Genomic DNA, 23,097 nt, shown 5'->3' with positions numbered 1-23,097 from the left:
GCAAGGAGATATATTGCCAGACCGGAGGGGCGCCGGGGGCGGGAATCTGGGCGTACACATTTCCTACACAATTTGGGATCCGACTAACGTTTGCCAGCCGTTAACTACCGCTCGCCGAGCATCTCTTTATATAAGGCAGTCTCATGGTTAAAGCGGATACGTTCCCCTAGCTAAAGCACAGCCAGCATCGAGCAACTCATCACGTTCTTCCACCGAGAACCCCTCGGCGTAGACGCGCACCACTGGTTCGGTCCCGCTAGGACGGACCAGCAGCCACGTGTCATCCTCGAATGACAGACGCAAGCCGTCCATATGACTAACGTTTTGCGGCACCTTGCCACAAATCGACTTGGGGTTTACGCCCGGTAGCAGGGTTCGTAACGTTTCGGCATCTTCGGCCTCAAGGCGTAAATCGCGTCGACCGTAACTCGTCTTACCAAATCTGTCCTCGAGTTGGTCGACCAGAACGCCCAAAGGCGCGTCCGTCTTTGCCATAAGCTCACACAGAATCAGACAGGCGAGGATTCCATCGCGCTCGGGCATATGCGCGGCGATGCCGATACCACCGGCTTCCTCGCCGCCTATGAGGACGCCACCCTTCTTCATCTCTGCCGCTATATATTTGAAACCGACTGGTTTGACGGTCACGCGGCAGCCAAGCGCCTCGGCAATGCGACGCACGAGCGTCGAGCACGAAAGATTGACGACGACGCGTCCCTCCAAATTACGAAATTGAACCAAGTCGCCCAAAACGAGCGCCATGATCTGATGCGGATGTATATATCTGCCGCGCTCGTCAACCGCGCCGATACGGTCGGCGTCGCCGTCGGTCACCAGGCCAGCGCAAGCTCCGTCCTCGATAACCGTATGCTCGCAAGCGTCCACCCACGGCTCAACGGGGTCGGGGCAGATATCTTCTTGGTCAGGCGCCTGCCCGGCGTGAATCTCGTGCACCTCAACGCCAAGCTCGCGCAGCAAGTCGGCTAGATAGCCCTGGGCTGCGCCGCCCATGGGGTCAACAACCACGCGCAGGTGCGCGGCGCGGATGGCTTCGGCATCGACAAACGATGCCACCGCTTGCATATAGTCAGGAATGATATCCGCGGTGCGATATTGCCCCTCGATCCCCATTGGCTCGGGAGCCATGGTCTCTTCGAGCTCTTCGATGACATCCTGGTTGGCGGTCGAGCCGTCACCCATGCGAATCTTGAGACACAGATAACCCTGCGGATGATGGGACCCCGTCACCATGAGCGCGCCGCACGCCTCACCGTCATAAGCCGCCGCCCACGTAAGGGCAGGGGTCGGAACAGGTCGCGAAGCGAGCACGGCGTCTAGCCCGTGCGCTGCTAGCACACCCGCCGCAAGCTCAGCGAACTCGCGCGCCAGGGGCCGAGTGTCGAACCCTATATATACCGTTTTGCCCGGATTGGTCTTTTGCCACAACTCGCCGACGGCATCGGCGATACGGGCAACGTTATCGGCAGTGAAGTCCTCATCGACGCGAGCGCGCCAACCGTCAGTTCCAAAATGAATTATCGCGCACACGCGCAGACACCTCACAGTGTTTGGATCATGGTACGCATGAGGTATACCCGCGATACACGCTCGGCAACCTGCCGGCACCAGCATTCACCATTTGGGCAAATGCTGCCGAGGACATGCAGGCAATAAAAAAACCGCCCCGTATGGAGCGGTTTTGCCCTTTATATATCGAGCGCCTCGGCCATCGCTGCCGTAGTGATTGCCGTGGTTCCACAGCAACTGCCCACCATTGCGGCACCGGCATGTCTCCATTCGATGCATGCGCGCGCGAAAGCTTCGGGATTCTCGTGCCATACGGGGCCATCCTGAGTCTGGACCGGATCGCCCACGTTGGGACGCACCGTGACGGGAGTAGTCGCCGATGCAACCATCCTGGGCACCGCCGCGTTCGCGGCCGCAAGCGAACAGCAATTAACACCAACCGAGTTTGCGCCGTGTTTTTCGGCGTACAAAACGGCTGCCTCGATGTTGAGGCCATCGCCCAACAGGTCGCCCTTATCGTCAACGACAAAACTCACCAGAACAGGCATGCCGTCGGCGGCATCTCGGGCGCCGGCAAGCATGGGCTGCAAATTACGGATAGACGTCACCGTCTCGATCAGCAGACCGTCAACACCAGCATTGAGCAAGGCGTGCGCCTGTTCGCGCGCAATGCCTCGGATCTCACGAAACTCGGCCGAGTCCTCGGCAAACCACTCAATACCGATCGGACCCATCGAGCCCAGCAGCAGCTGAGGGTGCGCCTGGCGGGCATCGTCGACGGCCCCGCGATTGACCTCCGCCACGGACGGCGCAATCTGGTCGTGCTTGAGGGCATAGCTTGATGCCTGAAAGGTATTGGTAATGAGTACCTGCGCGCCGGCGGCGACATACAAGCGATGGATACGAGAAACGGTCTGCGGCTCTGCCAGATTCCAAAACGCCGGTGGAATATCGGCGGCGTCGTACCCACTCAACAGAACACTGCCCATGGGGCCCTGCGCCAACAAGGTCTCGCTCGACAAGCGGCGCGTAAGTTCCTCGGCACCAAAGCGATTGTAATAACTCGTATCCATATATATCCCGCTATTCCTCGACGCTGATTCCCTGCTTTTCGAGATAGGCGAGCCAGCGGTTCATCGTGTCCTCGGATAGCGCATGCTCCATCATGCAGGCCTCGGAATCGGCTCGCTCAAATTCGACACCGAGCTCCTGAACCAAAAACGTGCGGACGAGGCGATGACGGTACCAGATAGCCGTGCCAACCTCGCGGCCGCGATCGGTCAGGACTACCTTGCCGTAGTGCGATTGCTCGACAAGCTCGGATGCCTTGAGCGCCGAAACCGCTTTATTGACCGATGCCTTGGAGACGCCAAGGCGCTGCGCGATGTCGACCGATCGCACGCCGTTGGTTTCCCCCTCTTCGCTTTCAATGCGAACCATGCACTCCAAGTAGTCTTCGTTCGCCACCGTCAGATGTAGTTCGCGCGAGCTATTTGTCGTATCCATGATCTTCCGTCCCTTCTGCATTCAATGGCTGATTCTACCCCATCCAAGCGTCGCGGTATGCCGTGGCATACCGTGCTAGAGTTCTTGTTGCACACGACGACCAAGATTGGAGCGGTCTTTATGGAAAACACCACCACGAACCCCGATGTCCTCGAGCGCTTTTTGCGCTACGTCCAGATCAACACGCAGTCCGAGGATGCAAACTGCGACCAGGTACCCTCGAGCGTCGTTCAGTTTGACCTTGCCAACGTGCTGGCTGAAGAGCTGCGCGAGCTTGGTGCGGAAGATGCCCACGTGACCGAGCATGCCTATGTCTGCGCGCATATCCCCGCAAGTGCGGGCGCTGAGGACAAGCCCGCCCTTGGCCTGATCGCCCATCTCGACACCACCGAAGTTGCACCGGGCGCCGGCGTGAAGCCGCACATCGTACACTACGAAGGCGGCGACCTGGTCTGCGGCACGGTTGACGGTAAGCCCGTTGCCATGAGCACCGCCAAGCTTCCCGCCCTGAACGACCTCGCGGGTGAGGACCTGGTCTGCAGCGATGGCACCACGCTGCTGGGCGCGGACGACAAGGCAGGCGTCGCCGAGATCATGTCGCTTGTCGCGCGTATCGCTCAGGACCCCTCTCTGCCCCATCCCGCACTCGGCATTTGCTTCTGCCCTGACGAGGAGATCGGTCACGGAGCCGAGCTGTTGGATATCGATACCTTTGGCTGCAAGTACGCCTACACGGTCGACGGCGGCCCCATCGGCGAACTGGAGTGGGAGTGCTTTAACGCCGCCGAGGCGACCATCCGCTTTGAGGGCCAGTCCATCCACCCGGGCGACGCCAAGGGCCGTATGGTCAACGCAGGCAATCTGTTCTGCGACTTCAACGCGTTGCTCCCCTACGTGCAGCGCCCGGAGTATACGGAAGGCTACGAGGGCTTTTATCACCTTGAGGGTGTATCTGCGACCGTCGATCACGCCACGGCGCGCTATATCGTCCGTGATCACGATGCCGCCAAGTTCCAGCAGAAACTCGACCTTATTGATGCCGCCGCCTCGATGCTCAACCAGCGTCTGGGTGAGGAGCGCGTGACGGTCGAGATTAAGCAGCAGTATCGAAATATGGCCGAGATCGTTCGTGACTATCCCGAGCTTATTGATGTTGCCAAGGAAGCCTACCTTGCCTGCGGCGTTGAGCCCCAAGTGCTGCCGATTCGTGGCGGCACCGACGGCGCTCAGCTGTCGTTCCGCGGTCTGCCCTGCCCCAACCTTTCCACCGGCGGCTATTGCTACCACGGCGTCAACGAGTTCGTCCCGGTCAGTTCGCTCGTCAAGATGACCGACGTGCTCCAGGAGCTCGTCGCCCGCTTTGCATAAGCCTGGCCGCTCAAGCCTAAAAGACAAACCGCCCCGTCCTCTACAGAGGACGGGGCGGTTTTTGTACAGGGAGTGTCCCTAACTGCCGGCAGAAAAGGAACGTCCCCAAGTGCCGCAAAATGACGAGATCCACTCTCGCTTTGTGGGTAGTCATTGGGGACGTTCTTGTTTGACTAGTCGTTTAAGAACGTCCCCAATGACTACCCAACGACTAGTCCGGACCAAGGCAACGCCGATGTTTTGGCAACGACAGCGAAAACCCGCCAGAGCGAGCAAGGTGCCTTGAAACGAGGCGGCATTGATCTTTTGATCATGCCGCCGAAGTTGAAAGGCAGATTGCCGCTCTGGCGGGTTTGCAGCGTCAACTGGTTACGCGGGCTGGTAAGCCCGCGTAACCCTAATAATTGGCTTCGTAGCCGTTGCCGTCGCCGGTGGGCTCTTCGTAGTAGTCCGAATCGCTCGAATCGCTTGAGTCATCGGAATCGTCAGAGCTGACCGATGAGGTTGCGGTACCGTTTGCGTAATCGTCAGACGTGTTGTTGTTCAGGTCGCCGATCGTAGAGCTGGAACCGTCGGAAAGACCCATGGTGTTGGGACCCTTGGGATCCTTGCCAGCATCGACGCGCTCCATCATTTCCTTGAGCTCGTCCTCGTAGACAAAGACGTAGCTCACACCGTCGATCATGGTGCTGTCGTCGGCGTACGAGGGCAGGTTGGCCGAGTAGATACCGCCGACATCCATACCGCGCATGGCGTTGACCGTAGCCACGATATCCTGAACGCTCATATCGGTTACGAGCATATCGGACAGCGAATTAACCAGGCCAAAGATCTTCGTGGCATCGAAGTTATTGAGAATCTGGTTGGCAAGGGCGCCAAGCACCTGACGCTGGTGGCGCATGCGCGTGTAATCGCCGTCGGCATAGGTGTAGCGGCAGCGGGCATAGGTAAGGGCGGTGGCACCGTCCATATGCTGCTGGCCAGCGGTAATCTTAATATCCAGGTGCTCGGGGTCGTCAACATCATCGGTTGCGTTAATGTCGATACCGCCAACCGAATCAATCAGCGCCTGCATACCGTCGAAGCTGACCTCGGCATAGTGGGAAATCTGAACACCGCACAGCTCGTTGACCGCCTCGACCATGGCCTCGGCGCCGCCAACGGTATGGCAGGCGTTGATCTTCATGGTCTCGCCCTTGTACTCGACCTTGGTGTCGCGCGGAACGGAAATGAGCGTCGCCTGCTTTTGCGTGGGGTCGATGCGTGCCAGGATAATCGAGTCGGCACGATACGTATCCTCGCCCGGACGGCCGTCGGTACCAAGAAGCAGCACGTAGAACGGATCCTTTGCCTCATCGGTGTCAACCAGAACCCGACGCAGATTGTCGGTAATGACATTAGAATCGCCGAGCTTGCCCATAATGGTGGCAAACCACAGGCCGGCAGCGGTAGTGGCACTCAACAGCACGCCAAGCACGACAATGAGCGCGACGTGACGAATCGTGTGGCTACGACGACGTTGGCGAGCGCGCTCGGAATAGCGAGCCACGTTATCGCGACTGTAGATCTTGGCCTGCGCACCAGTTGAGGGTCTTCGGGTGGTGGTATCTGCGAGGGGCTTTTTATTAAACATAGGCAACCTGTATTAGTAGATGACGGGATCGGGGACGGTAGCATGCTCGACATGCGCGCCGAGCGCCTGCAGCTTTTCGACAAACTGCTCGTAGCCGCGCTTGATGTGATGGATAGCCGAAACCTCGGTCGTCCCGTCGGCGATCAAGCCCGCTACGACGAGGGCCGCTCCGCCGCGCAGATCGGGCGAGGTAACCTGTGCACCCGAGAAGCCCTTGACGCCATGAATCATGGCATGATGGCTCTCGATACGAATGTCGGCACCCATGCGCACCAGCTCAGAGGCAAACATAAAGCGATTCTCGAAGATGTTCTCGGTAATAACGGAACTGCCGTCGGCAAGGGCGGAGAGCACCATAATCTGCGCCTGCATGTCGGTCGGGAAACCGGGGAACGGAAGCGTCTGGATGTCGACCGGCTTGATACGCTCGGCACGGTTCACATGGACGCCATCCTCGACGCGCTCGCAGTCGATACCCATGAGCTCCATCTTCTTGAGCACCATGCCCAAATGAATGGGGCAAAAGCCCGTGACATCGACACCGCGATCGTCCGCCATCAACGCACCGGCGACGATAAAGGTACCGGCCTCGATGCGGTCGCCCACCACGCGATGGATAACGGGATGGAGCTCTTCCACGCCTTCGATAGTCACGACGGGCGTACCGGCGCCAACAATCTTGGCGCCCATCTCGTTGAGCATGTTAGCGAGATCGACGATCTCGGGCTCGCGGGCGGCATTGTCGATAACCGTGGTGCCCTGTGCGCGCACAGAGGCCATGATGAGATTCTCGGTCGCACCGACGCTGGCGAACTCGAGCGTGACGGTGGTACCGCGCAGACCTTGGGGCGCATTAGCGTTGATGTAACCGTGGGCGGTATCGAACTCAACGCCCAGGGCCTCAAGACCAAGAATGTGCATATCGATCTTACGAGCACCCAGGTTGCAGCCGCCCGGCATGGCAATTTTGGCGCGATGGAAGCGGCCCAGCAGGGGCCCCATGACGGCGGTGGAAGCGCGCATCTTGGCAACGAGCTCGTAGGGGGCCTCCCATGAATCGACCTGAGAGGTATCAATCTCGAGCGTGTGCTCGTCGAGAACATCGATCGTAGCGCCCATGCCCTTGAGCACCTTGCCCATCACGTGGACATCGGAAATATCGGGCACGTTCTGCAGCGTCGTCTTGCCCGGCGCCAGAAGCGTTGCCGCCATGAGTTTGAGCGCGGAGTTCTTGGCGCCCGAGACGGGCACGGAGCCTCCGATGGCGTGGCCACCCTCAACGCGGATAATATCCAAGGTCTACCCTTTCAAAAAGCATGCCCGGGGTGGCTGGGCCATCCCGGGCATGATGTGTTCGCAAATGGTCGAACGCTAAATCGTTTGACTATTGGGCAAGCTTGAGCTTACACCATGCGATTTCATTATAGAGGTAGGCGCGGCGTGCATCATCCTCCGACAAATTACCCAGCTTCTCTTCAAAACCTTGAATATCAGCTTTAAGCTTGTCGGCATCGACGGTCGCCAAATCGCAAGCGCGCTCGGCGAGAACGGTCACGACATCGTCCGCAACCTGGGCATAGCCGCCGGCCACGGCAAACGTGTGGTCGACAGTGCCCATGGCCTTATCGGAAACGCGAACGTAACCGCGGTCGATCGTGCAGATCTCGCTGGAGTGAGCAGGCAGGACGCCAAACTCGCCATCCGTGGACGGAATCGACACAAACGCAGCGTCGCCCTCATAGGCGCAGCTCACGGGGCACACGATGCGGATACGCATAACCTACTTCTCCCCCATCTTGCGGGCGCGCTCGCGCACGTCCTCAATCGTGGAAGCATAGCGGAAAGCCTGCTCGGGCAGGTCATCGGCCTTGCCGTCGACAATCTCGGCAAAAGAGCGGACGGTATCCTCGACGCGGACGTAGACACCGGGGTTGCCGGTGAACTTCTCGGCGACGTGGAAGGACTGCGAGAGGAACTGCTGAATCTTACGGGCACGGTTGACCGTAAGGCGCTGCTCCTCGGACAGCTCGTCCATACCCAGAATGGCGATGATGTCCTGAAGGTCGGAGTACTCCTGCAGGAGCTCCTGGACCTTGACGGCGACACGGTAGTGCTCCTCGCCAACGATCGAGGGATCGAGAGCGTCGGAGGAAGACGCAAGCGGGTCGATAGCCGGGAACAGGCCGAGCGACGAAATGCTACGCGAAAGAACCGTGGTGGCATCGAGGTGAGTAAACGTCGTGGCAGGCGCCGGGTCGGTCAGGTCGTCTGCGGGGACGTAGACAGCCTGGACGGAGGTAATGGAGCCCGTCTTGGTCGAGGTAATGCGCTCCTGGAGGTCGCCCATCTCGGTTGCCAGCGTGGGCTGGTAACCAACGGCGGACGGCATACGGCCCAGCAGTGCGGAAACCTCGGAACCCGCCTGGGAGAAGCGGAAGATGTTGTCGATGAACAGCAGAACGTCCTGGCCGCGATCGCGGAAGTACTCAGCGGTGGTAAGGCCGGCCAGACCGATGCGCAGACGCGCTCCGGGCGGCTCGTTCATCTGACCATAGACCAAGCAGGTCTTGTCGATAACGCCAGACTCGCTCATCTCGAGATAAAGGTCGGTGCCCTCGCGGGTACGCTCGCCGACGCCGGTGAACACCGAGGTGCCGCCGTGCTCCTGGGCGAGGTTGTTGATGAGCTCCTGAATCAGAACGGTCTTGCCAACGCCGGCGCCGCCGAACAGGCCGGTCTTGCCGCCACGGATGTAGGGCTCGAGCAGGTCGACGGCCTTGATGCCGGTCTCGAAGATCTCGGTCTTGGTGGTGAGCTCGTCAAAGCGGGGCGCTGCATGGTGGATGGGGTAGAACTCCTCCACCTCAGGCATGGGCTTGCCGTCGACAGGCTTGCCCATGACGTTCCAAATGCGGCCGAGCGTCTTGGGGCCAACGGGCATCTTCATGGGCTCACCGGTATCGGTGGCGATGAGGCCGCGCTGCAGGCCGTCGGTCGAGGACATGGCGACCGTGCGGACGACGCCGCCCGGAAGCTGGCTCTCGACCTCGAGGATCGTGCTCAGATGACCGATCGGGGTCTCGGCCTCGACCGTGAGCGCGTTGTAGATCGGGGGCACCGCGCCGTCAAACTTGACGTCGACGACAGGGCCGATGATACGCACGATGCGACCATCACCGGCAGTCGTCTTCTTGGTGGCTTCCTCGACCGCAAGCTTTACGGTGTTATTAGCCATTACTGTTCCTCCAATGCTGAGGCTCCGCCGACGATCTCGTTAATCTCGGTCGTAATCGAAGCCTGGCGCACGCGACTATACGTGCGGGTAAGGGTCGAGATGATCGCGGTGGCGTTTTCCGTCGCGGAGTGCATGGCCTTGCGGCGTGCACCCTGCTCGGCAGCCGCCGAATCGATCAGGGCCTGGTAGATGACCGTCAGGATATAAGACGGCACAAGCTTGCCGAGAACATGCTCGGGAGAGGGCACGAACTCGAACGTGGACGAGATGCGCTTAGGGGCGTCGGTCTCGTTCTTACGCGGACCGTGGGCCATAGCGATCATCTCGGGGTCGAGCGGCAACAGATGCTCGACGCGAAGCTCCTGATCCACGCGGTTCTTGGCGTGGTGGTAGACAAGCTCGACACGGTCAAGCTCACCGGCACGATACGCATCGCAGATATGAGAGGAGATCATGCGGGCCTGATTGAAATCGGGCTCAGAGGAGTTGCCCTCAAAGTGCATGACAACGTTTGCGCGGTCACGGAAATACGTGGCCGGCTTACGCCCGCACGCGATGATCTCGCACTCGATGCCGTCGTTCGCCCAAGAAGCGGCGAGCTTTTCGGCCGTGCGCTCCACCGTCGTATTGAAACCGCCGGCAAGGCCGCGGTCCGAGGCAATAACGACAATCAGGCCATGCTTGACGCTCTCATGCTTCTGCAGCATGGGATCGGTGCCCGAACAGGAGGCGTCGCCGGCGACCGTCAACATGACGTCGGTCAGCGCCTCCTTATAGGGCTCGGCCTGCTTGGAGCGATCGAGGGCACGACGGATCTTGGCCGTAGAGACCATCTCCATCGTGCGCGTGATCTGCTTGGTCGTGGTAACCGAGGAGATTCGCTTCTTAATGTCGCGAAGGTTGGCCATGGGGCTTAGTTCTCCTCTGATCCAGAAACATCCGAATGGTGCTTGGCCATGAACTGCTGCTTGAAGTCGCCGATGACGCGCAAGAGCTCAGCCTTGGTGTCATCATCGATCTTCTTGGCGCGAACCTTGTCGAGCAGCGAACCAAAGCCATTGTCCATGTACTCGATGAGCTCGGCACGGAAGGGCAGCACGTCGGCGATCTCCAGGTCATCCAGGAAGCCCTCGTTGCCAGCGAACAGCGTAACGATCTGCTCGCCAACCTCAAACGGCTTGTAACGCGGCTGCTTCAGGAGCTCGGTCATGCGAGCACCATGGGTCAGCTGCTTCTGAGTAGCCTCGTCGAGGTCGGAGCCGAACTGCGTAAAGCCAGCGAGCTCCTGGTACGAAGCGAGGTCCAGGCGAAGGTTGCCGGCAACCTGCTTCATAGCCTTGGTCTGAGCGTCGCCACCGACGCGGGACACGGAGATGCCCACGTCGACTGCCGGGCGCTGACCCTGGAAGAAGAGCTCGGACTGCAGGTAGATCTGACCATCGGTAATGGAAATGACGTTGGTCGGAATGTAGGCCGAGACGTCGCCGTCCTGGGTCTCGATGATCGGCAGTGCCGTCATGGAGCCGTAACCGTTCTTCTTGGACATCTTGACGGCACGCTCGAGCAGACGAGAGTGCAGGTAGAAGATGTCGCCAGGATAGGCCTCGCGTCCGGGCGGACGATGCAGCGTCAGCGACATCTGACGGTAGGCCACAGCCTGCTTGGACAGGTCGTCGTAGATGACGAGCACGTGGCCGCCGGGGTTGGTCTCGCTGGCGGGCTTGCCGTCCTCGCCGTTGTACATGAAGAACTCGCCGATAGCGGCACCGGCCATAGGCGCGATGTACTGCATAGGGGCGGAATCGGCAGCGGTGGCCGAAACGATGATGGTGTAGTCGAGCGCACCGTGCTGAGCGAGGGTCTCGCGGATGTTGGCAACCGTGGAGGCCTTCTGGCCGATGGCGACATAGATGCAGACCATGCCCTTGCCGCGCTGGTTGAGGATAGCGTCGATGGCGATGGCGGTCTTACCGGTCTTACGGTCGCCGATAATGAGCTCACGCTGACCGCGGCCAATAGGCACCATGGAGTCGATAGCGAGCAGACCGGTCTGAACCGGCTCGCACACCGGGGTACGATCGATGACGCCGGGAGCCTTGAACTCGATGGGGCGACGGTGCGTGGCGACGATGTCGCCCAGGCCGTCGATGGGCTGGCCGAGCGGATTGACGACGCGGCCGAGCATGGCACGGCTCACGGGGATATCCATAATGCGGCCAGTGGTGCGGCACTCGTCGCCTTCCTTGATGGAGTCGACGGCGCCGAACAGAACGGCGCCGACCTCGTCACGGTCAAGGTTCTGGGCAAGGCCGAAGACGGTCTCACCGGTATCGGAGCTCTTGAACTCCAGAAGCTCGCCTGCCATGGCGCTCTTGAGGCCGGAAACGCGCGCGATGCCGTCGCCTACCTCGTCGACCGTTGAAACCTCATGCGTATCGACCGTCGCGGAGAGGCTCGTGAGCTGCTCCTGCAGTTTCTTGGCGATATCCTGGGCATTGAGGGTTTCGGACATTAGGCTTCACCTCCGTACGAATTAGCAGAGTTTGCGAGGGTCTCCTGCGCGATGCGCAGCTGCGTCTTGACGGAAATGTCACGACGCTCGCCGCGGGCCTCGAGCACCAGGCCGCCCACGATAGACGGGTCGACCTGCTCGATAAGGAATACCTTGCGGCCGAAGTCCTGCTCGCATTTCTTAGTGATGGTTTGACGCAGCTCGTCGTCGAGCGGGATCGCCGTGGTGACGGTCACGCCCACTACATCCTCGTCTTCCTCGGCAACATACTTAAAGGCAGCTGCCACCTTGGGAAGAAGGTCGAGCTGGTCGCGCTTGGACATGGTGTCGAGCACGGCGATGATCTCGGGGCTGGCAGAAGCCAAGCGCTCGATCATCTCGAGGTCCTCGAACACATGGTTCTCGGCCTTAGCGGCTTCCAGAAGGGAGCGCGCGTAGGTCTCGAGCACCTTGTCCTGATAGCGGCTAGTCGGCATTCAGGCTACCTGCTTCCTGGATGTAGCGCTCGATGAGCTTCTTCTGCTCGGCATCGTCCTCGAGTGCCTCGCCCACGATCTTGGTGGCGACGGCAACGGACAGGTCGGCGATGGAGCTCGCGGCACCGGCGTAAATGGACTTGCGCTCGTCCTCGACGGTCGTATGGGCCTTGGCGATGATCTCCTCGGCCTCCTTGTGAGCAGCCTCGATGATACGGGCGCGCTCGGACTCGGCGTCCTTACGGGCCTCGAGAACGATGTCGGCAGCCTGACGACGGGCGTCGGTGACGATCGAGTCGGACTCAGCGCGCTTGGCGATAGCCTCCTGCTTGGTCTTTTCGGCCTCGTCGAGGCTCTCCTCGATCTTCTTGCCGCGCTCCTCCATGGTTTTCATGATGCCCGGCAGGGCGACCTTGGCCAGCACGATCCAGATAATCAGGAAGGCGATAAGCGCCGGGATGAACTCCGCCATCTTAGGGATGAGGATGTCCGCACCGGCAGCGCCGTCCTCGGCGAACGCGGAAACCGGCATGAGCAGCGCGGCCGCGGACGCGGAGAGTGCGATCGCGCTCTTCTGGGATGAAAGATTCATACTTGACGCTCCGTGCTATTTAACGATCAGCGCGACAACGAAGCCGATCAGAGCCAGAGCCTCGCCGAAGGCGGAGCCCATGATGAAGACGGTGAACACGCGGCCCTGGACCTCAGGCTGACGGGCCATAGCACCCGTAGCACCCAGAGCAGACAGGCCGATAGCAAGACCAGCGCCGATAACACCGAGACCGTAACCGATAACTCCCACGATTCCTCCTTTGTCGTGCGTGTCTTATTTCACGCAGGATAACCTTTTTATAACTGCCGGGCTCCATGGGTACGGGCACCGGCGGTTTAACGAATTGCCTTACCTTTAAGGCGCGAACGGAAGGCTACTCCTCCTCCGCGACCTCCTCTGCCTCGGAGACATACACGGCGGTAAGGACCGTGAAGACGTAAGCCTGGATGGCGCCGACCACAAGCTCGATCGCATAGATCAGGATGAGGATGGCAAGCCAGGCCAGCGAAGGCAGGGCGCCGACGGCGTGGGCCGCGGAAACCTGCTGAAGCAGCGGCTGCATGAACATGCTCGCCATGATGGCGAACGAGCCCATGACCACGTGTCCTGCGAACATGTTGCAGAACAGACGGACGGCGAGCGTGATGAGGCGCAGGAAGGTTGAGAAAAGCTCGACGACCCACACGAGCACGTTCATCGGGAAGCTCACGCCCTGCGGGGCGAGGCTCTTGATGTAGCCGATCACGCCGTGAGCCTTGCATCCGTAGTAGATGAAGTACACGAAGGCGAAAATGGCGAGTGCGGCGGTGGAGCCGATTGCGCCGGTGCCGGGCTTCATTCCCGGGATCAGGCCGATCATGTTATTGATCAGGATGAACAGGAAAAGCGAGCACAGGAACGGGAAGTGCTTCTTCCAGTTCTCACCCACGACACCCTTGCCGATATCGTTCTCGACGTACTCGATGATGTACTCGAAACCGTTGACGAAGAAGCCCTTGGGAACCAGGGTCTGCTTCTTCTTGAACACGGCCAGGACGATCAGGAGCACGATCGTGGAGACGATCAGCCAAAACGAGTACTGCGTGATGCCGCAGCTCAGATCGCCCACGACAGGGGTGGAGCTGAACTCGCTGACCAGATGATTAATCTCATCAGGCAGCTTTTCAAAAATTTCCACGACTTACCTTTCGACCTCATGAGGATCTCGCAGCGCCTTGACGACACGAACCGTGCAGGCAGCCATAAAGGCCACGAAGCCGATCGCCTCGCCCAGGAGGAACATGCGAAATGCCTCTCCGAACAACACGAACACAACCAAGGTAAAGACGAGTAGGGCGATTGCCGAGACCGCCAGACTCACCATGCCCTTGAGCATGTCCGCATTCTGCTTATCGTCAAGAACCGGCTTGAGCGTAAAAACAAAGGGAAGAAAGGCGACCGCGCCCGCGATGACGCCTGCAACGATAGCGAGCAGATCGGCTATCTGAAACACTGGCGTCCTCACTTTCCCTCTTTAACGCTTCCCAGAACAGTTCCCGCCAAACATTGGTGACTATTGTACGAGCCAATCGCTAAAGTACAACCGAAAAAGCATCGGTTAATACGCACCTGTTCGTTTTCTTAAGACCTTCTTTATGCCGCAGGTAGGTAATACGTTTTTCTCGAACCCTGCAGGGCAAAACGTCCGTTAACGGGAGTGCGCGCGGTCGCCTTTTGTTCGTCCGCGCGCACCGTTTCTTCGTATTTGCAGCCGCGGCCGTCTTAGCCCGACGACTAGAGCGTGCCGTAGATGCGGTCGCCGGCGTCGCCCAGGCCGGGAACGATGTAGGCAGCCTCGTTGAGATGGTCGTCGATGGCGCAGGTATAGATATGCACATCGGGATCCTTCTCGGTCAGCGACTTGAGGCCCTCGGGGGCCGCGACGATGCACAGCATGCGGATGTCCTTGACACCGCGCTCGCGCAGGTAGCTGATGGCCATCTCGGCCGAACCGCCCGTGGCAAGCATGGGGTCGACGACCAGGCAGATGCGCTGGTCGATATCCTTGGGCATCTTGCAGTAATACTCGTGCGGCTCGTGGGTGACCTCGTCGCGTTCCATGCCGATGTGGCCCACGCGAGCGGAGGGCACCAGGTCAAGGATGCCGTCGACCATGCCAAGGCCCGCACGCAGGATGGGCACGATGGCGAGTTTCTTGCCGGCAAGCTGTTTGAACGTGGCGGTAGTGATGGGGGTCTCGACCTCGACGTCTTCCATAGGCAGGTCGCGCATGGCCTCGTAGCCGTCAAAAAGCGCGAGTTCGCGCACGAGCTGACGGAACTGGTTGGTGCCGGTGTTTTTGTCGCGCAGGATCGACAGCTTGTGCTGGACGAGCGGGTGATCGACAAGCGTCACACGGGACGCATCGTAGGTGACGGTCATGGATTGATTGCCCCTTTCGTTGCGGCCGCAAAACGGCCTTGCTGACAAGGTGTGCAGCAATGTTGCCGCCGCACGCCATGCATTAGTTTAGCGGTTTGTTGTATCGAGCAGCCCATCGCAGCCCTACTGTGAGGTGTTGAGCGAGCGCCTGACTGCATCACGCCAGCCCGCAAGGTTTTGCTCGCGGCGCTCGGCGGACATGTGGGGAAGGAAGGTCCTAACGATCTGGGCATTTTGCTCCAGCTCTTCCAGGTCTTCCCAATAGCCGACGGCAAGACCCGCCAAGTACGCGGCACCGATTGCCGTGGTCTCCACCGTCTCGCATTGCAGCACGGGGATATCCAGCAGGTCGGCCTGGAATTGCATGATGAACTCGTTGCGCGAGGCACCGCCATCGACAGACAGGCGCTCAATCGAAAGCCCCACGTCCTGCTCCATGGCGCGCAGCACGTCGTAGCTCTGATATGCCATGGATTCGCAGGCGGCACGTACGATGGTCGCACGGCTCGAGGCGCCGGTCAGACCGCACACGATACCGCGAGCATGCGGGTCCCACCAGGGAGCACCCAAACCCGCAAAGGCCGGAACGAAGTAGCAGCCCTCGTTGTCGCTAATCGAAGCGGCGAGTTGTGCCGACTCGCTCACGCTCGAGATGATGCCCATGTTGTTGCGAAGCCAGTTCATCGTTGAGCCGGCGGCAAAAATAGAGCCCTCGAGCGCATAGCTGACTTTGCCGTCCGCAGCGATACCGATGGTGGAGACCAGGCCATTCTTGGATTCGACGATCTCGTCGCCGGTGTTCATGAGCATAAAGCAACCCGTGCCATAGGTGTTTTTGGTCTGGCCGGGACGGAAACAGCAGTGGCCGAACAGCGACGCCTGTTGGTCACCCGCCACGCCCATGATGGGTGGCATGTTGGTCATGATGTCGCTCGCGACGCGGCCGTAGTCGCCCGAGCTCCAGCGAACCTCGGGCATCATGGAACGTGGAACGTCAAAGAGTGCCAGCAGGTCGTCGTCCCAATCGAGCGTATGGATATTAAAGAGTGCCGTGCGGCTGGCATTGGTGTAGTCGGTGGCAAAGACCTGGCCGCCGGTGAGGTTGTAGATGAGCCAGGTGTCGATGGTGCCAAACATGAGGTCGCCCGCCGCCGCGCTTTCGCGTGCGCCGTCGACGTTGTCGAGAATCCACTGCACCTTGGAGGCCGAGAAATACGGGTCGAGCGTGAGTCCCGTGCGGGAGCGCACCAGCCCTTCTGCGCCCTGCTCGACAAGCTCGTCGATCAGAGGTGCGGTACGGCGGCACTGCCATACGATAGCGTTATAGATCGGCTGACCGCTCACGCGATCCCAGACCACCGTGGTCTCGCGCTGGTTGGAGATGCCGATGGCGGCAATGCGGTCGGAGTGGATACCGCTCTTAAACTGGACTTCCATCATGACGGCGATCTGGCTAGCAAGGACCGCCATGGGGTCTTGCTCCACCCAGCCGGGACGCGGAAAGCTGGTTTTGACGCTGCGACGTGCCTGCGCGACGATGCAGCCGTACTCGTCGACGATGGTCGCAAGTACCGAGGTGGTGCCGCAGTCGAGCGCCATGATGTAGGAACCGCCAAAGTCAAACGAGGCATCTTCCATGCCCAAGCTGCCCAGATTCAACGACATCGCTTAAACCTTTCTATTGCATCGGGTCGGACAGGACCCGTTCGATCTCTGATGCGGGAAGTGCGCCTTGGCGCAGGATCTGGAGCTCACCGTGCTGAAACGACACGATGGTCGAAGCGTCGCGACACGGGGTCTCACCGGCGTCGACGGCCACATCGACCCCCTCCAGGATGCGCTCCTCCACCGTGACAAAGCTTGCCGGCGCGGGCGCGCCATGCGTGTTGGCGCTGGTGCAGGCAAGGGGGCTGCCACAGGCGCGGATGAGCGCCTGCACCACGGGCGAGGCCGAAGCGCGAAGCGCCACCGTGTCGTCGGCGGCGCGCATGAAGGTCGGCACGCAGGGGGCCGCCTTGACCACGATAGTCAGGGCGCCCGGCCAGCATCGTCGGGCGAGCACGCGGGCCTCGTTAGGGATATCCACGCCATAGCGGTCGAGTGCCTCGGCATCATCGACCAGCCAGGCAACCGTTTGGGTGAGCTCGCGCTGCTTGAGGGTAAAGATACGACGATAGCCGGTACCGAGTGCGGGGACCGCGGCGCCGTTGACGGTGGCCTGCGGATCTCGCGGCCACGATGGGAATTCGCTTGTATCTTGAGGCACGGCGTCCGAAAAGGCGTTAACTGCCACAGCGACACCATAGACGGTCTCGGTCGGGATCAGGGCCAGACCGCCACAGCCGAGCACCTCGGCCGTGTGCTCGACGGCAAGCCGATGCGGCTCGCGCGCTCCCTCGTATACCCGATAGACCGTCTGCATGTGTATGCCAGCCCCTTACGCTCTGGTGCAAGTTTGTTTACTGTGGGGCATTCTCGCACGAAACGTTCAATCTATTTGCCCAGAGCGCATGTTGGTTTGGTGAGCGGCTCTAGTAGTCGGTGAAAGTGAGGGGGTTATTGGACGGCTACGAACTTCTTTGGTCTTCCGGCGTGACGTTCTTGGGCGGCGTAACGCTCGATACTGTCTATCGTTATCATCCGACGGCCGTCGACGAGTTCAACATCGAGTTTGCCGGCTTTGACCAGCGCGGTAATCCGCGGAGCGGAGACTTTGAGGTCCAGCGCTGCGTCTTTAAATGTTCGGCACGCCGCTTCCCGAGCGTCCTCGTGGTCGATTTCGACTGAAAGGGCCACGACCTCGGCCGAGCGTTCGTACCCTGCCGGAGTCAAACCGTTGTTGAGGTCGTCGGCCAAAAACGCCATCAGTGCCTCGGTGGCATGGGCAATCGCTTCTTCGCGCGTATCGCCATCGGCAAAGGCGCCGGGAATCTGCGGGAAGCTGGCGCAGTAACCGTCGTCTTCTTTTATGAGAACGCAGTCATAGGTAAATCGCTGCCTCATTTTGCCTCCAACTACCATCCAGCTTGGCGACGAATACTTGCCCACGTGCCCTTCTTTGGTCGATCACCACCAGAGCCGTTCACGGTGACAACACGGTCACCAGAAACATACTTAGCATGACTACCGACTTGCGCGACCTTCACGAATCCATCGTGCTTGAGTAGGGCAATGATTTCCCGAAAGGTAGGGGGTTGCATGGGCCGACCTCTTTCAGCCGTCCTAATTATAAACTACTTTATAATTTTTGCTAACCAGTTAATAAATATTACTGGCGTTGCTTGGGCTCGGTGACGATGGCTCGGACAATGCGGGGGCGATCGGTGAGGTCGTGGACGATACGCACGTCCGAAAGGCCTGCTTGACGACAGAGCTCGGCCGCGGCGTCGAGCGCGCCCTCGTAGAGCTCGCAGGCAAACAGGCCGCCGGCACGCAGCATGTAGGGCGCCGCGTTGAGCAGGCGGCGGAAGATATCGAGACCGTCGGCACCGCCCTCGAGCGCCAGATCGGGCTCAAAGTCCTTGACCTCATGCGGCAGCGAGCGCATGACATCGGTGGGGATGTAGGGCGGGTTGGAGACGAGTACGTCAAAGGTGCCCCACTCTTCGCGGGGAATGGAGCTCACCAGGTTGGTGAGGCTAAAGGCAACCTCATCTGCCGTGAGGCCGAGGGTGTCGCGGTTTTTGGTGGCCAGATCGATGGCGCGCGACTCGATATCGGTGGCGGTGCAGGTAACGTGGCCGCGGCGCTCCCAGGCAAGGGAGAGCGAAATGCAGCCCGTGCCGCAGCCGACCTCGAGAACGCGGGCAGTGCGGGGCTCGGCTGGGGCAGGCGCAGCGGCATCCTGAGCTGAAACCGTCTCCTGGTCGGCACCCTCGATGGCGATGCCGTATTCGTCGAGCTCGGGCTCGGCGGCTTCGGCTTCTGCTGCTTGCGCGGCGGCTTCCTCGGCCTCGCGATCGGCAAGCTCCTCGGCATAGGCGCGGCTACCGAGCACGTCGCTACCCAGCGCAGCCTCATCGGCGGCCGTCAGGTTGGCAGCACGGCGCTCGGCGGTCGCGCGTTCGTCGGCCAGCGCCGCCTCGGCTTTGCGGGCCTGCTCGACCTCATCGTTCCAAGGCAGCTCAACACGCTGACGGGCAGCAGCCTCGGGGCTCAGCACCTCGGCATCCAGATAATTGAGGACTTCCTCGACGAGCATCTCGGTCTCGGGGCGCGGAATGAGCACACCGGGGGCGCACGCGACGTCGATCATGCGGAACTGCGTGCTGCCGGTGATGTACTGCAGCGGCTCGCCCTTGGCGCGACGAACGACGGCCGCGTGCATGGTCTCGAGCTGGGCCGCGTTAAGCGTCTCGTCCATACGCATATATAAGTCGATGCGTGCCAAACCCGTGGCTGCGCACAGTAGCCATTCGGCAGAAAGACGGGGGTGTTCCTCGCCGCGCTCGGCCAGGTACTCCTTGGTCCACTCGAGACAACGCTTGATGGTCCAAATCTCGTTTGCCATGGGGCCCTCCCCTCTTAAGCGCCGGGCGGCGCGCGAATGTCGGAGCAGATTGTAAGCGAGGCCAGCGCTTGGCAAGGGACGATTGAAGGCGATTATCGAGAATCAGCCCAGAATTTTGCTTGGAGCCCACCTGAAGTGTTCATTCGTCGACGTCTAAATCTGCATCCGTCAAGTTTTTGGCAAGGTTGCCCCAAAACTGACCAATATCTAACCAAGAACTTGCCACATCGCTTGACGCACGACCCATCAAAAATCGCTCCGCGACTTCTTGAACGATATTTTGAGCAATATTTTCGATAGCGGACTTATGCCGTCAATTACCTTAAGCAGGTAAGCAGCTCAAATGACATCACAGCCGACTGAATAAAATATCAAGGCAATGTCACCAATGACTCCCTACGGATCATTTGACAACCAAGGAAACGCCGATGTTTTGGCAATGTCAGCGAGCGACGTCCAGAGCGAACAAGTTGGCATGAAAAAGGCAGGGCATAGACCTTCTGGTCATGCCTTGCCTTTTGAATGACAAATTGTCGCTCTGGGCGGCGCGCAGCGTCGGCTGGTCCGCCGTTCGGTAGAACGGCGGAACTTAGACTGCCTGTGCCAGCTTCTCGGCTCGCTCGGCGGCGGCGAGCGCCTCGATGACGGTGCCGAGCTGATCGCCCAGAAGGACGCCGTTGTAGGTGGAGTTGAAACCGATGCGGTGATCGGTCACGCGGTCCTGGGGCTGGTTGTAGGTACGGATCTTCTCGGAACGGTTGCCGTGGCCGATCTGGCTCTGGCGCTCGGCACCGAGCTCTGCCTGCTGCTTCTCGAGCTCCATCTCGTACAGACGGGCGCGCAGCATCTGCATGCAGACTTCGCGGTTCTGGATCTGGGAGCGCTGTTCCTGCGACTGCACCACGGTGTTGGTGGGCAGGTGGGTGATGCGCACGGCGGAGTAGGTGGTGTTAACGCACTGACCGCCAGGGCCGGAGGCACAGTAGGTATCGATGCGCAGGTCGGACTGGTTGATCTGAACGTCGATCTCCTCGGCCTCGGGAAGCACGGCGACGGTTGCCGTGGAGGTCTGGATGCGACCCTGGGACTCGGTCTTGGGAACGCGCTGGACGCGGTGCACGCCGGACTCGAACTTCATGACGGAGTAGACGCGGTCGCCCTCGACCTTGAACTCGATGGACTTAAAGCCGCCGGCCTCGCTGGGGCTGGAGTCGAGCACGGTGGTCTTCCAGCCGCGCGACTCGCAGAAGCGCTGATACATCTTGTACAGGTCGCCGGCGAAGATGGCCGCCTCGTCGCCACCGGCGGCGGAGCGAATCTCGACGATGGTGTTCTTGTCGTCGTTGGGGTCGCTCGGGATGAGCATGTACTTGATGTCTTCCTCGAGCTGGGGAAGCTTGGCCTCGTTTTCGGAGATGTCCATCTGGAGCATCTCCTTCTCATCGGCATCGGTAGTATCGTGGAGCATTTCCTTGGCAGCCTCGATGTCATCGAGCGCGCCGATGTACTCGCGCGAGGCAGCGATGAGGTCGGACTGGTGCGCGTACTCCTTGTTGAGACGCGTGAACTCCTTGATATCGGAGGCGACGGCTGGGTCGGAAAGCTTCTTCTCGAGCTCCTCGTAGGCCTTGATGATCTTTTCGAGCTTGTCGCGCATGACGGACTCCTTTTATATGCGTGAAGGTGAAAATCGGCAGAATTGATGGGGCGCGGGGCGCCGCTGCGGGGGTAAAGCCCGGCTAGAACATGTCGATCTTCAGATACATGCGCATCCCTTCGCGTATGGGGGTACATAGTTGCGGTCTAACCCATACATGATAGCGTGCGCAGGCAAACCTGCATACAACCCGCACGGAATCCGACAAAGGGAGAGTCCCTTTGTCGGATTCTAGAGCGTATGGAGCAGGGCGATGAGGAAGCGAACACCCTGGAGGTAGGCGCGGCGGGTGATGCGCTCGTTGGTGCCGTGGACGCCGCGGTCGCACTCGTCATCGTCGACCACAAACGCCGAAAAACGAATGCATTCGGAGCAAATGTGCTGGTAGTTGGCAGCGTCGGTCGCGCCGATCACGGTCGAGGGGACAATCGCCAACGGCTCGGATGATCCGTTTTCCTCCGTCCCCTTTGGATCGCAGAAATAGCGGGCGGCGATGGAGCGAACCGCCTCGAGGCCGGGACCACCGATGCGCGGGGACGGCGAGGGCTCGGAGCTGCCGGGGCCCAGCTCCACTTCGACACGACCGGCAAGGTCCGCCCCGGCAACCGCCTCACGGCAGCGCGCCACAACGTCGGCCACGCTCGTGCCCTCGAGCATGCGGAAGTTAATGTTGGCCCACATATCCTGCGGCATCACGTTGGCGCCGGCGCTGCCTCCCTCGATCTGCGTGGGCGCGCAGGTGGTCGTCACCAGCGGATAGAGCTTCTTGCTGGCGAGGCAATCGCGGACAATGGCGCCCCCGTTGGCGGCAATCTCATCCGCCGTGTAGAGCCCCAGCTCGACAAGCTGCGCGGCAAGCAGATCGGTCACGCGCGTCGGCCACTCGATATCGCAGATTGCGGCGATGGCACGGCTGAGCACCTCGAGCGACGTGCCGCCGTAGGGGTTAGACGAATGCCCGCCCGCGCTCTTCGTCTTGAGCACGATATCGGCATAGCCCTTTTCGGCCAGGTCGGCATGCATAAGCCAGCCCTCGCCCGCGCCGTACTCGGCAGCCGGAACGATGCGGTAGTCGCCCTCGTCGATCAGGAACTCGAGCTCAACACCGCGCTCCTCGAGCACGCGGCCGATAGCTCCAGCGCCGTACTGCGTGGTTTCCTCGTCCTGGCCAAAGGCGAGCAACAGCGAACGCTTGTGCTCCCAACCGTGCGCCAATGCATACTCAACCGCCTCGAGAATGCCTGCGACCTGATCCTTCATGTCGATAGCGCCGCGGCCCCAAATGTAGGTGTCGTCCACGTGCCCGCTAAAGGGGGCGTGCGTCCAGTCGGCCTCGGTACCCGGCACCACGGGGACCACGTCCATGTGGCCCATGAGCATAACGGGATTGAGAGCAGGGTCGGAGCCGACAAGCGTCACCAACAGCGAGTGGTCGATAAGCTCGACCTCGCCCGCCGCAAATACGTGCGGCCAGGCCTGCTGCATATACGCGCGCAGGTCGCCGAAGGGCTGCCAATCCACCGCCTCGGCATCCATGCTCGAAATGGTCGGAAACGACAGCACGCGGCCCAAGCGCTCGCACGCGCCGGCCTCGTCTATATCGGCAAAATCGTCCTCATGCGCAAAGAAGCGCCAAACCTCGGCCATGACATCCTTTCGATTGTGACGACAAAGGCCGCCCCACGGGAGCGGCCCTGCA

At 60.5% G+C, this 23,097-nt stretch carries 23 protein-coding genes; 1 reads left to right on the top strand and 22 read right to left on the bottom strand.

Annotated features, from left to right (window positions below; translation table 11 throughout):
• Positions 1 to 147: 147 nt before the first annotated feature.
• The 3 genes from DXA43_RS07170 to DXA43_RS07160 all read right to left on the bottom strand — a co-directional run bounded on the left by DXA43_RS07170 (position 148) and on the right by DXA43_RS07160 (position 3,033).
• Complete coding sequence (locus DXA43_RS07170; RefSeq protein WP_117806686.1) at positions 148 to 1,548, bottom strand: phosphoglucomutase/phosphomannomutase family protein; 1,401 nt, start codon at positions 1,546 to 1,548, stop codon at positions 148 to 150.
• Between the two features lie 158 nt (positions 1,549 to 1,706).
• Positions 1,707 to 2,600 carry a homocysteine S-methyltransferase family protein gene (locus DXA43_RS07165; protein WP_117806685.1) on the bottom strand — a complete coding sequence of 298 codons (894 nt, stop codon included), beginning with the start codon at positions 2,598 to 2,600 and terminating at the stop codon, positions 1,707 to 1,709.
• Between the two features lie 10 nt (positions 2,601 to 2,610).
• Positions 2,611 to 3,033, bottom strand: coding sequence for a metal-dependent transcriptional regulator (locus DXA43_RS07160; RefSeq protein ID WP_089573098.1), 423 nt, complete (start codon positions 3,031 to 3,033; stop codon positions 2,611 to 2,613).
• A gap of 120 nt (positions 3,034 to 3,153) precedes the next feature.
• Here DXA43_RS07160 and pepT point away from each other — a divergent pair, with 120 nt between their 5' ends.
• Positions 3,154 to 4,401, top strand: coding sequence for a peptidase T (gene pepT / locus DXA43_RS07155; protein ID WP_089573099.1), 1,248 nt, complete (start codon positions 3,154 to 3,156; stop codon positions 4,399 to 4,401).
• A gap of 397 nt (positions 4,402 to 4,798) precedes the next feature.
• Here pepT and DXA43_RS07150 read toward each other — a convergent pair whose 3' ends face one another.
• The 19 genes from DXA43_RS07150 to DXA43_RS07060 all read right to left on the bottom strand — a co-directional run bounded on the left by DXA43_RS07150 (position 4,799) and on the right by DXA43_RS07060 (position 23,045).
• Positions 4,799 to 6,034: an LCP family protein gene (locus tag DXA43_RS07150; RefSeq protein ID WP_117806684.1), complete on the bottom strand. Its 1,236-nt coding sequence runs from the start codon at positions 6,032 to 6,034 to the stop codon at positions 4,799 to 4,801.
• A 12-nt stretch (positions 6,035 to 6,046) separates the two neighbouring features.
• A complete protein-coding gene (gene murA / locus DXA43_RS07145) occupies positions 6,047 to 7,330 on the bottom strand; it encodes a UDP-N-acetylglucosamine 1-carboxyvinyltransferase (protein ID WP_089573101.1) in 1,284 nt (427 codons plus the stop codon).
• Positions 7,331 to 7,418: 88 nt separating this feature from the next.
• On the bottom strand, positions 7,419 to 7,811 hold the full coding sequence (gene atpC / locus DXA43_RS07140) for an ATP synthase F1 subunit epsilon (RefSeq protein ID WP_006235718.1): 393 nt from the start codon (positions 7,809 to 7,811) through the stop codon (positions 7,419 to 7,421).
• Positions 7,812 to 7,814: 3 nt separating this feature from the next.
• On the bottom strand, positions 7,815 to 9,269 hold the full coding sequence (gene atpD / locus DXA43_RS07135) for a F0F1 ATP synthase subunit beta (protein ID WP_055286334.1): 1,455 nt from the start codon (positions 9,267 to 9,269) through the stop codon (positions 7,815 to 7,817).
• Positions 9,269 to 10,177, bottom strand: a complete 909-nt coding sequence (atpG, locus tag DXA43_RS07130) for an ATP synthase F1 subunit gamma (RefSeq protein WP_006235716.1) — start codon at positions 10,175 to 10,177, stop codon at positions 9,269 to 9,271. The genes atpD and atpG overlap by 1 nt, the downstream gene beginning before the upstream one ends.
• Positions 10,178 to 10,182: 5 nt before the next feature.
• Positions 10,183 to 11,781 carry a F0F1 ATP synthase subunit alpha gene (atpA, locus tag DXA43_RS07125; protein ID WP_035138794.1) on the bottom strand — a complete coding sequence of 533 codons (1,599 nt, stop codon included), beginning with the start codon at positions 11,779 to 11,781 and terminating at the stop codon, positions 10,183 to 10,185.
• Positions 11,781 to 12,257 (bottom strand): FoF1 ATP synthase subunit delta, encoded by a 477-nt coding sequence (locus DXA43_RS07120; RefSeq protein ID WP_006235713.1) that lies wholly within the window; start codon positions 12,255 to 12,257, stop codon positions 11,781 to 11,783. Before DXA43_RS07120 ends, atpA begins: the two co-directional genes overlap by 1 nt.
• Positions 12,247 to 12,849, bottom strand: a complete 603-nt coding sequence (gene atpF / locus DXA43_RS07115; RefSeq protein WP_006235712.1) for a F0F1 ATP synthase subunit B — start codon at positions 12,847 to 12,849, stop codon at positions 12,247 to 12,249. The genes DXA43_RS07120 and atpF overlap by 11 nt, the downstream gene beginning before the upstream one ends.
• 15 nt (positions 12,850 to 12,864) lie before the next feature.
• The gene (locus DXA43_RS07110; RefSeq protein ID WP_022094262.1) at positions 12,865 to 13,059 is read right to left on the bottom strand and encodes an ATP synthase subunit C; all 195 of its coding nucleotides are present in this window, start codon (positions 13,057 to 13,059) and stop codon (positions 12,865 to 12,867) included.
• Positions 13,060 to 13,183: 124 nt separating this feature from the next.
• Positions 13,184 to 13,987 carry a F0F1 ATP synthase subunit A gene (gene atpB / locus DXA43_RS07105; RefSeq protein WP_022094263.1) on the bottom strand — a complete coding sequence of 268 codons (804 nt, stop codon included), beginning with the start codon at positions 13,985 to 13,987 and terminating at the stop codon, positions 13,184 to 13,186.
• A 3-nt stretch (positions 13,988 to 13,990) separates the two neighbouring features.
• On the bottom strand, positions 13,991 to 14,302 hold the full coding sequence (locus DXA43_RS07100; protein ID WP_117803918.1) for a hypothetical protein: 312 nt from the start codon (positions 14,300 to 14,302) through the stop codon (positions 13,991 to 13,993).
• A gap of 281 nt (positions 14,303 to 14,583) precedes the next feature.
• On the bottom strand, positions 14,584 to 15,231 hold the full coding sequence (upp, locus tag DXA43_RS07095; RefSeq protein ID WP_040359658.1) for a uracil phosphoribosyltransferase: 648 nt from the start codon (positions 15,229 to 15,231) through the stop codon (positions 14,584 to 14,586).
• Positions 15,232 to 15,354: 123 nt separating this feature from the next.
• Positions 15,355 to 16,896, bottom strand: a complete 1,542-nt coding sequence (gene glpK / locus DXA43_RS07090) for a glycerol kinase GlpK (protein WP_117806683.1) — start codon at positions 16,894 to 16,896, stop codon at positions 15,355 to 15,357.
• A gap of 13 nt (positions 16,897 to 16,909) precedes the next feature.
• Entirely contained in the window at positions 16,910 to 17,653 is a 744-nt protein-coding gene (locus DXA43_RS07085; protein WP_117806682.1) for an L-threonylcarbamoyladenylate synthase, read from the bottom strand.
• Between the two features lie 134 nt (positions 17,654 to 17,787).
• Positions 17,788 to 18,234 carry a type II toxin-antitoxin system HicB family antitoxin gene (locus DXA43_RS07080; RefSeq protein ID WP_118260181.1) on the bottom strand — a complete coding sequence of 149 codons (447 nt, stop codon included), beginning with the start codon at positions 18,232 to 18,234 and terminating at the stop codon, positions 17,788 to 17,790.
• 11 nt (positions 18,235 to 18,245) lie between these two features.
• Entirely contained in the window at positions 18,246 to 18,431 is a 186-nt protein-coding gene (locus DXA43_RS10605; RefSeq protein ID WP_089573106.1) for a type II toxin-antitoxin system HicA family toxin, read from the bottom strand.
• Between the two features lie 68 nt (positions 18,432 to 18,499).
• Positions 18,500 to 19,741 carry a HemK/PrmC family methyltransferase gene (locus tag DXA43_RS07070; RefSeq protein WP_117806681.1) on the bottom strand — a complete coding sequence of 414 codons (1,242 nt, stop codon included), beginning with the start codon at positions 19,739 to 19,741 and terminating at the stop codon, positions 18,500 to 18,502.
• A gap of 589 nt (positions 19,742 to 20,330) precedes the next feature.
• Entirely contained in the window at positions 20,331 to 21,398 is a 1,068-nt protein-coding gene (gene prfA, locus DXA43_RS07065; protein ID WP_055252487.1) for a peptide chain release factor 1, read from the bottom strand.
• A gap of 231 nt (positions 21,399 to 21,629) precedes the next feature.
• Positions 21,630 to 23,045: a M20/M25/M40 family metallo-hydrolase gene (locus tag DXA43_RS07060; protein ID WP_117806680.1), complete on the bottom strand. Its 1,416-nt coding sequence runs from the start codon at positions 23,043 to 23,045 to the stop codon at positions 21,630 to 21,632.
• Positions 23,046 to 23,097 lie beyond the last annotated feature (52 nt).

The organism is Collinsella sp. OF02-10, from assembly GCF_003463445.1.
Classification (GTDB): Bacteria; Actinomycetota; Coriobacteriia; order Coriobacteriales; family Coriobacteriaceae; genus Collinsella.
The sequence above is the reverse complement of the archived record's forward strand: the minus strand, read 5'-3'. Positions and strand labels throughout refer to the sequence as shown.

What these genes read in the sequence shown, in the direction of transcription:
- DXA43_RS07165 (WP_117806685.1), bottom strand. Translation starts at nt 2,600, where the DNA reads ATGGATACGAGTTATTACAATCGCTTTGGTGCCGAGGAACTTACGCGC.
- DXA43_RS07160 (WP_089573098.1), bottom strand. Translation starts at nt 3,033, where the DNA reads ATGGATACGACAAATAGCTCGCGCGAACTACATCTGACGGTGGCGAAC.
- pepT (WP_089573099.1), top strand. Translation starts at nt 3,154, where the DNA reads ATGGAAAACACCACCACGAACCCCGATGTCCTCGAGCGCTTTTTGCGC.
- DXA43_RS07150 (WP_117806684.1), bottom strand. Translation starts at nt 6,034, where the DNA reads ATGTTTAATAAAAAGCCCCTCGCAGATACCACCACCCGAAGACCCTCA.
- atpC (WP_006235718.1), bottom strand. Translation starts at nt 7,811, where the DNA reads ATGCGTATCCGCATCGTGTGCCCCGTGAGCTGCGCCTATGAGGGCGAC.
- atpD (WP_055286334.1), bottom strand. Translation starts at nt 9,269, where the DNA reads ATGGCTAATAACACCGTAAAGCTTGCGGTCGAGGAAGCCACCAAGAAG.
- atpG (WP_006235716.1), bottom strand. Translation starts at nt 10,177, where the DNA reads ATGGCCAACCTTCGCGACATTAAGAAGCGAATCTCCTCGGTTACCACG.
- atpA (WP_035138794.1), bottom strand. Translation starts at nt 11,781, where the DNA reads ATGTCCGAAACCCTCAATGCCCAGGATATCGCCAAGAAACTGCAGGAG.
- DXA43_RS07120 (WP_006235713.1), bottom strand. Translation starts at nt 12,257, where the DNA reads ATGCCGACTAGCCGCTATCAGGACAAGGTGCTCGAGACCTACGCGCGC.
- atpF (WP_006235712.1), bottom strand. Translation starts at nt 12,849, where the DNA reads ATGAATCTTTCATCCCAGAAGAGCGCGATCGCACTCTCCGCGTCCGCG.
- upp (WP_040359658.1), bottom strand. Translation starts at nt 15,231, where the DNA reads ATGACCGTCACCTACGATGCGTCCCGTGTGACGCTTGTCGATCACCCG.
- glpK (WP_117806683.1), bottom strand. Translation starts at nt 16,896, where the DNA reads ATGTCGTTGAATCTGGGCAGCTTGGGCATGGAAGATGCCTCGTTTGAC.
- DXA43_RS07085 (WP_117806682.1), bottom strand. Translation starts at nt 17,653, where the DNA reads ATGCAGACGGTCTATCGGGTATACGAGGGAGCGCGCGAGCCGCATCGG.
- DXA43_RS07080 (WP_118260181.1), bottom strand. Translation starts at nt 18,234, where the DNA reads ATGAGGCAGCGATTTACCTATGACTGCGTTCTCATAAAAGAAGACGAC.
- DXA43_RS10605 (WP_089573106.1), bottom strand. Translation starts at nt 18,431, where the DNA reads ATGCAACCCCCTACCTTTCGGGAAATCATTGCCCTACTCAAGCACGAT.
- DXA43_RS07070 (WP_117806681.1), bottom strand. Translation starts at nt 19,741, where the DNA reads ATGGCAAACGAGATTTGGACCATCAAGCGTTGTCTCGAGTGGACCAAG.
- prfA (WP_055252487.1), bottom strand. Translation starts at nt 21,398, where the DNA reads ATGCGCGACAAGCTCGAAAAGATCATCAAGGCCTACGAGGAGCTCGAG.
- DXA43_RS07060 (WP_117806680.1), bottom strand. Translation starts at nt 23,045, where the DNA reads ATGGCCGAGGTTTGGCGCTTCTTTGCGCATGAGGACGATTTTGCCGAT.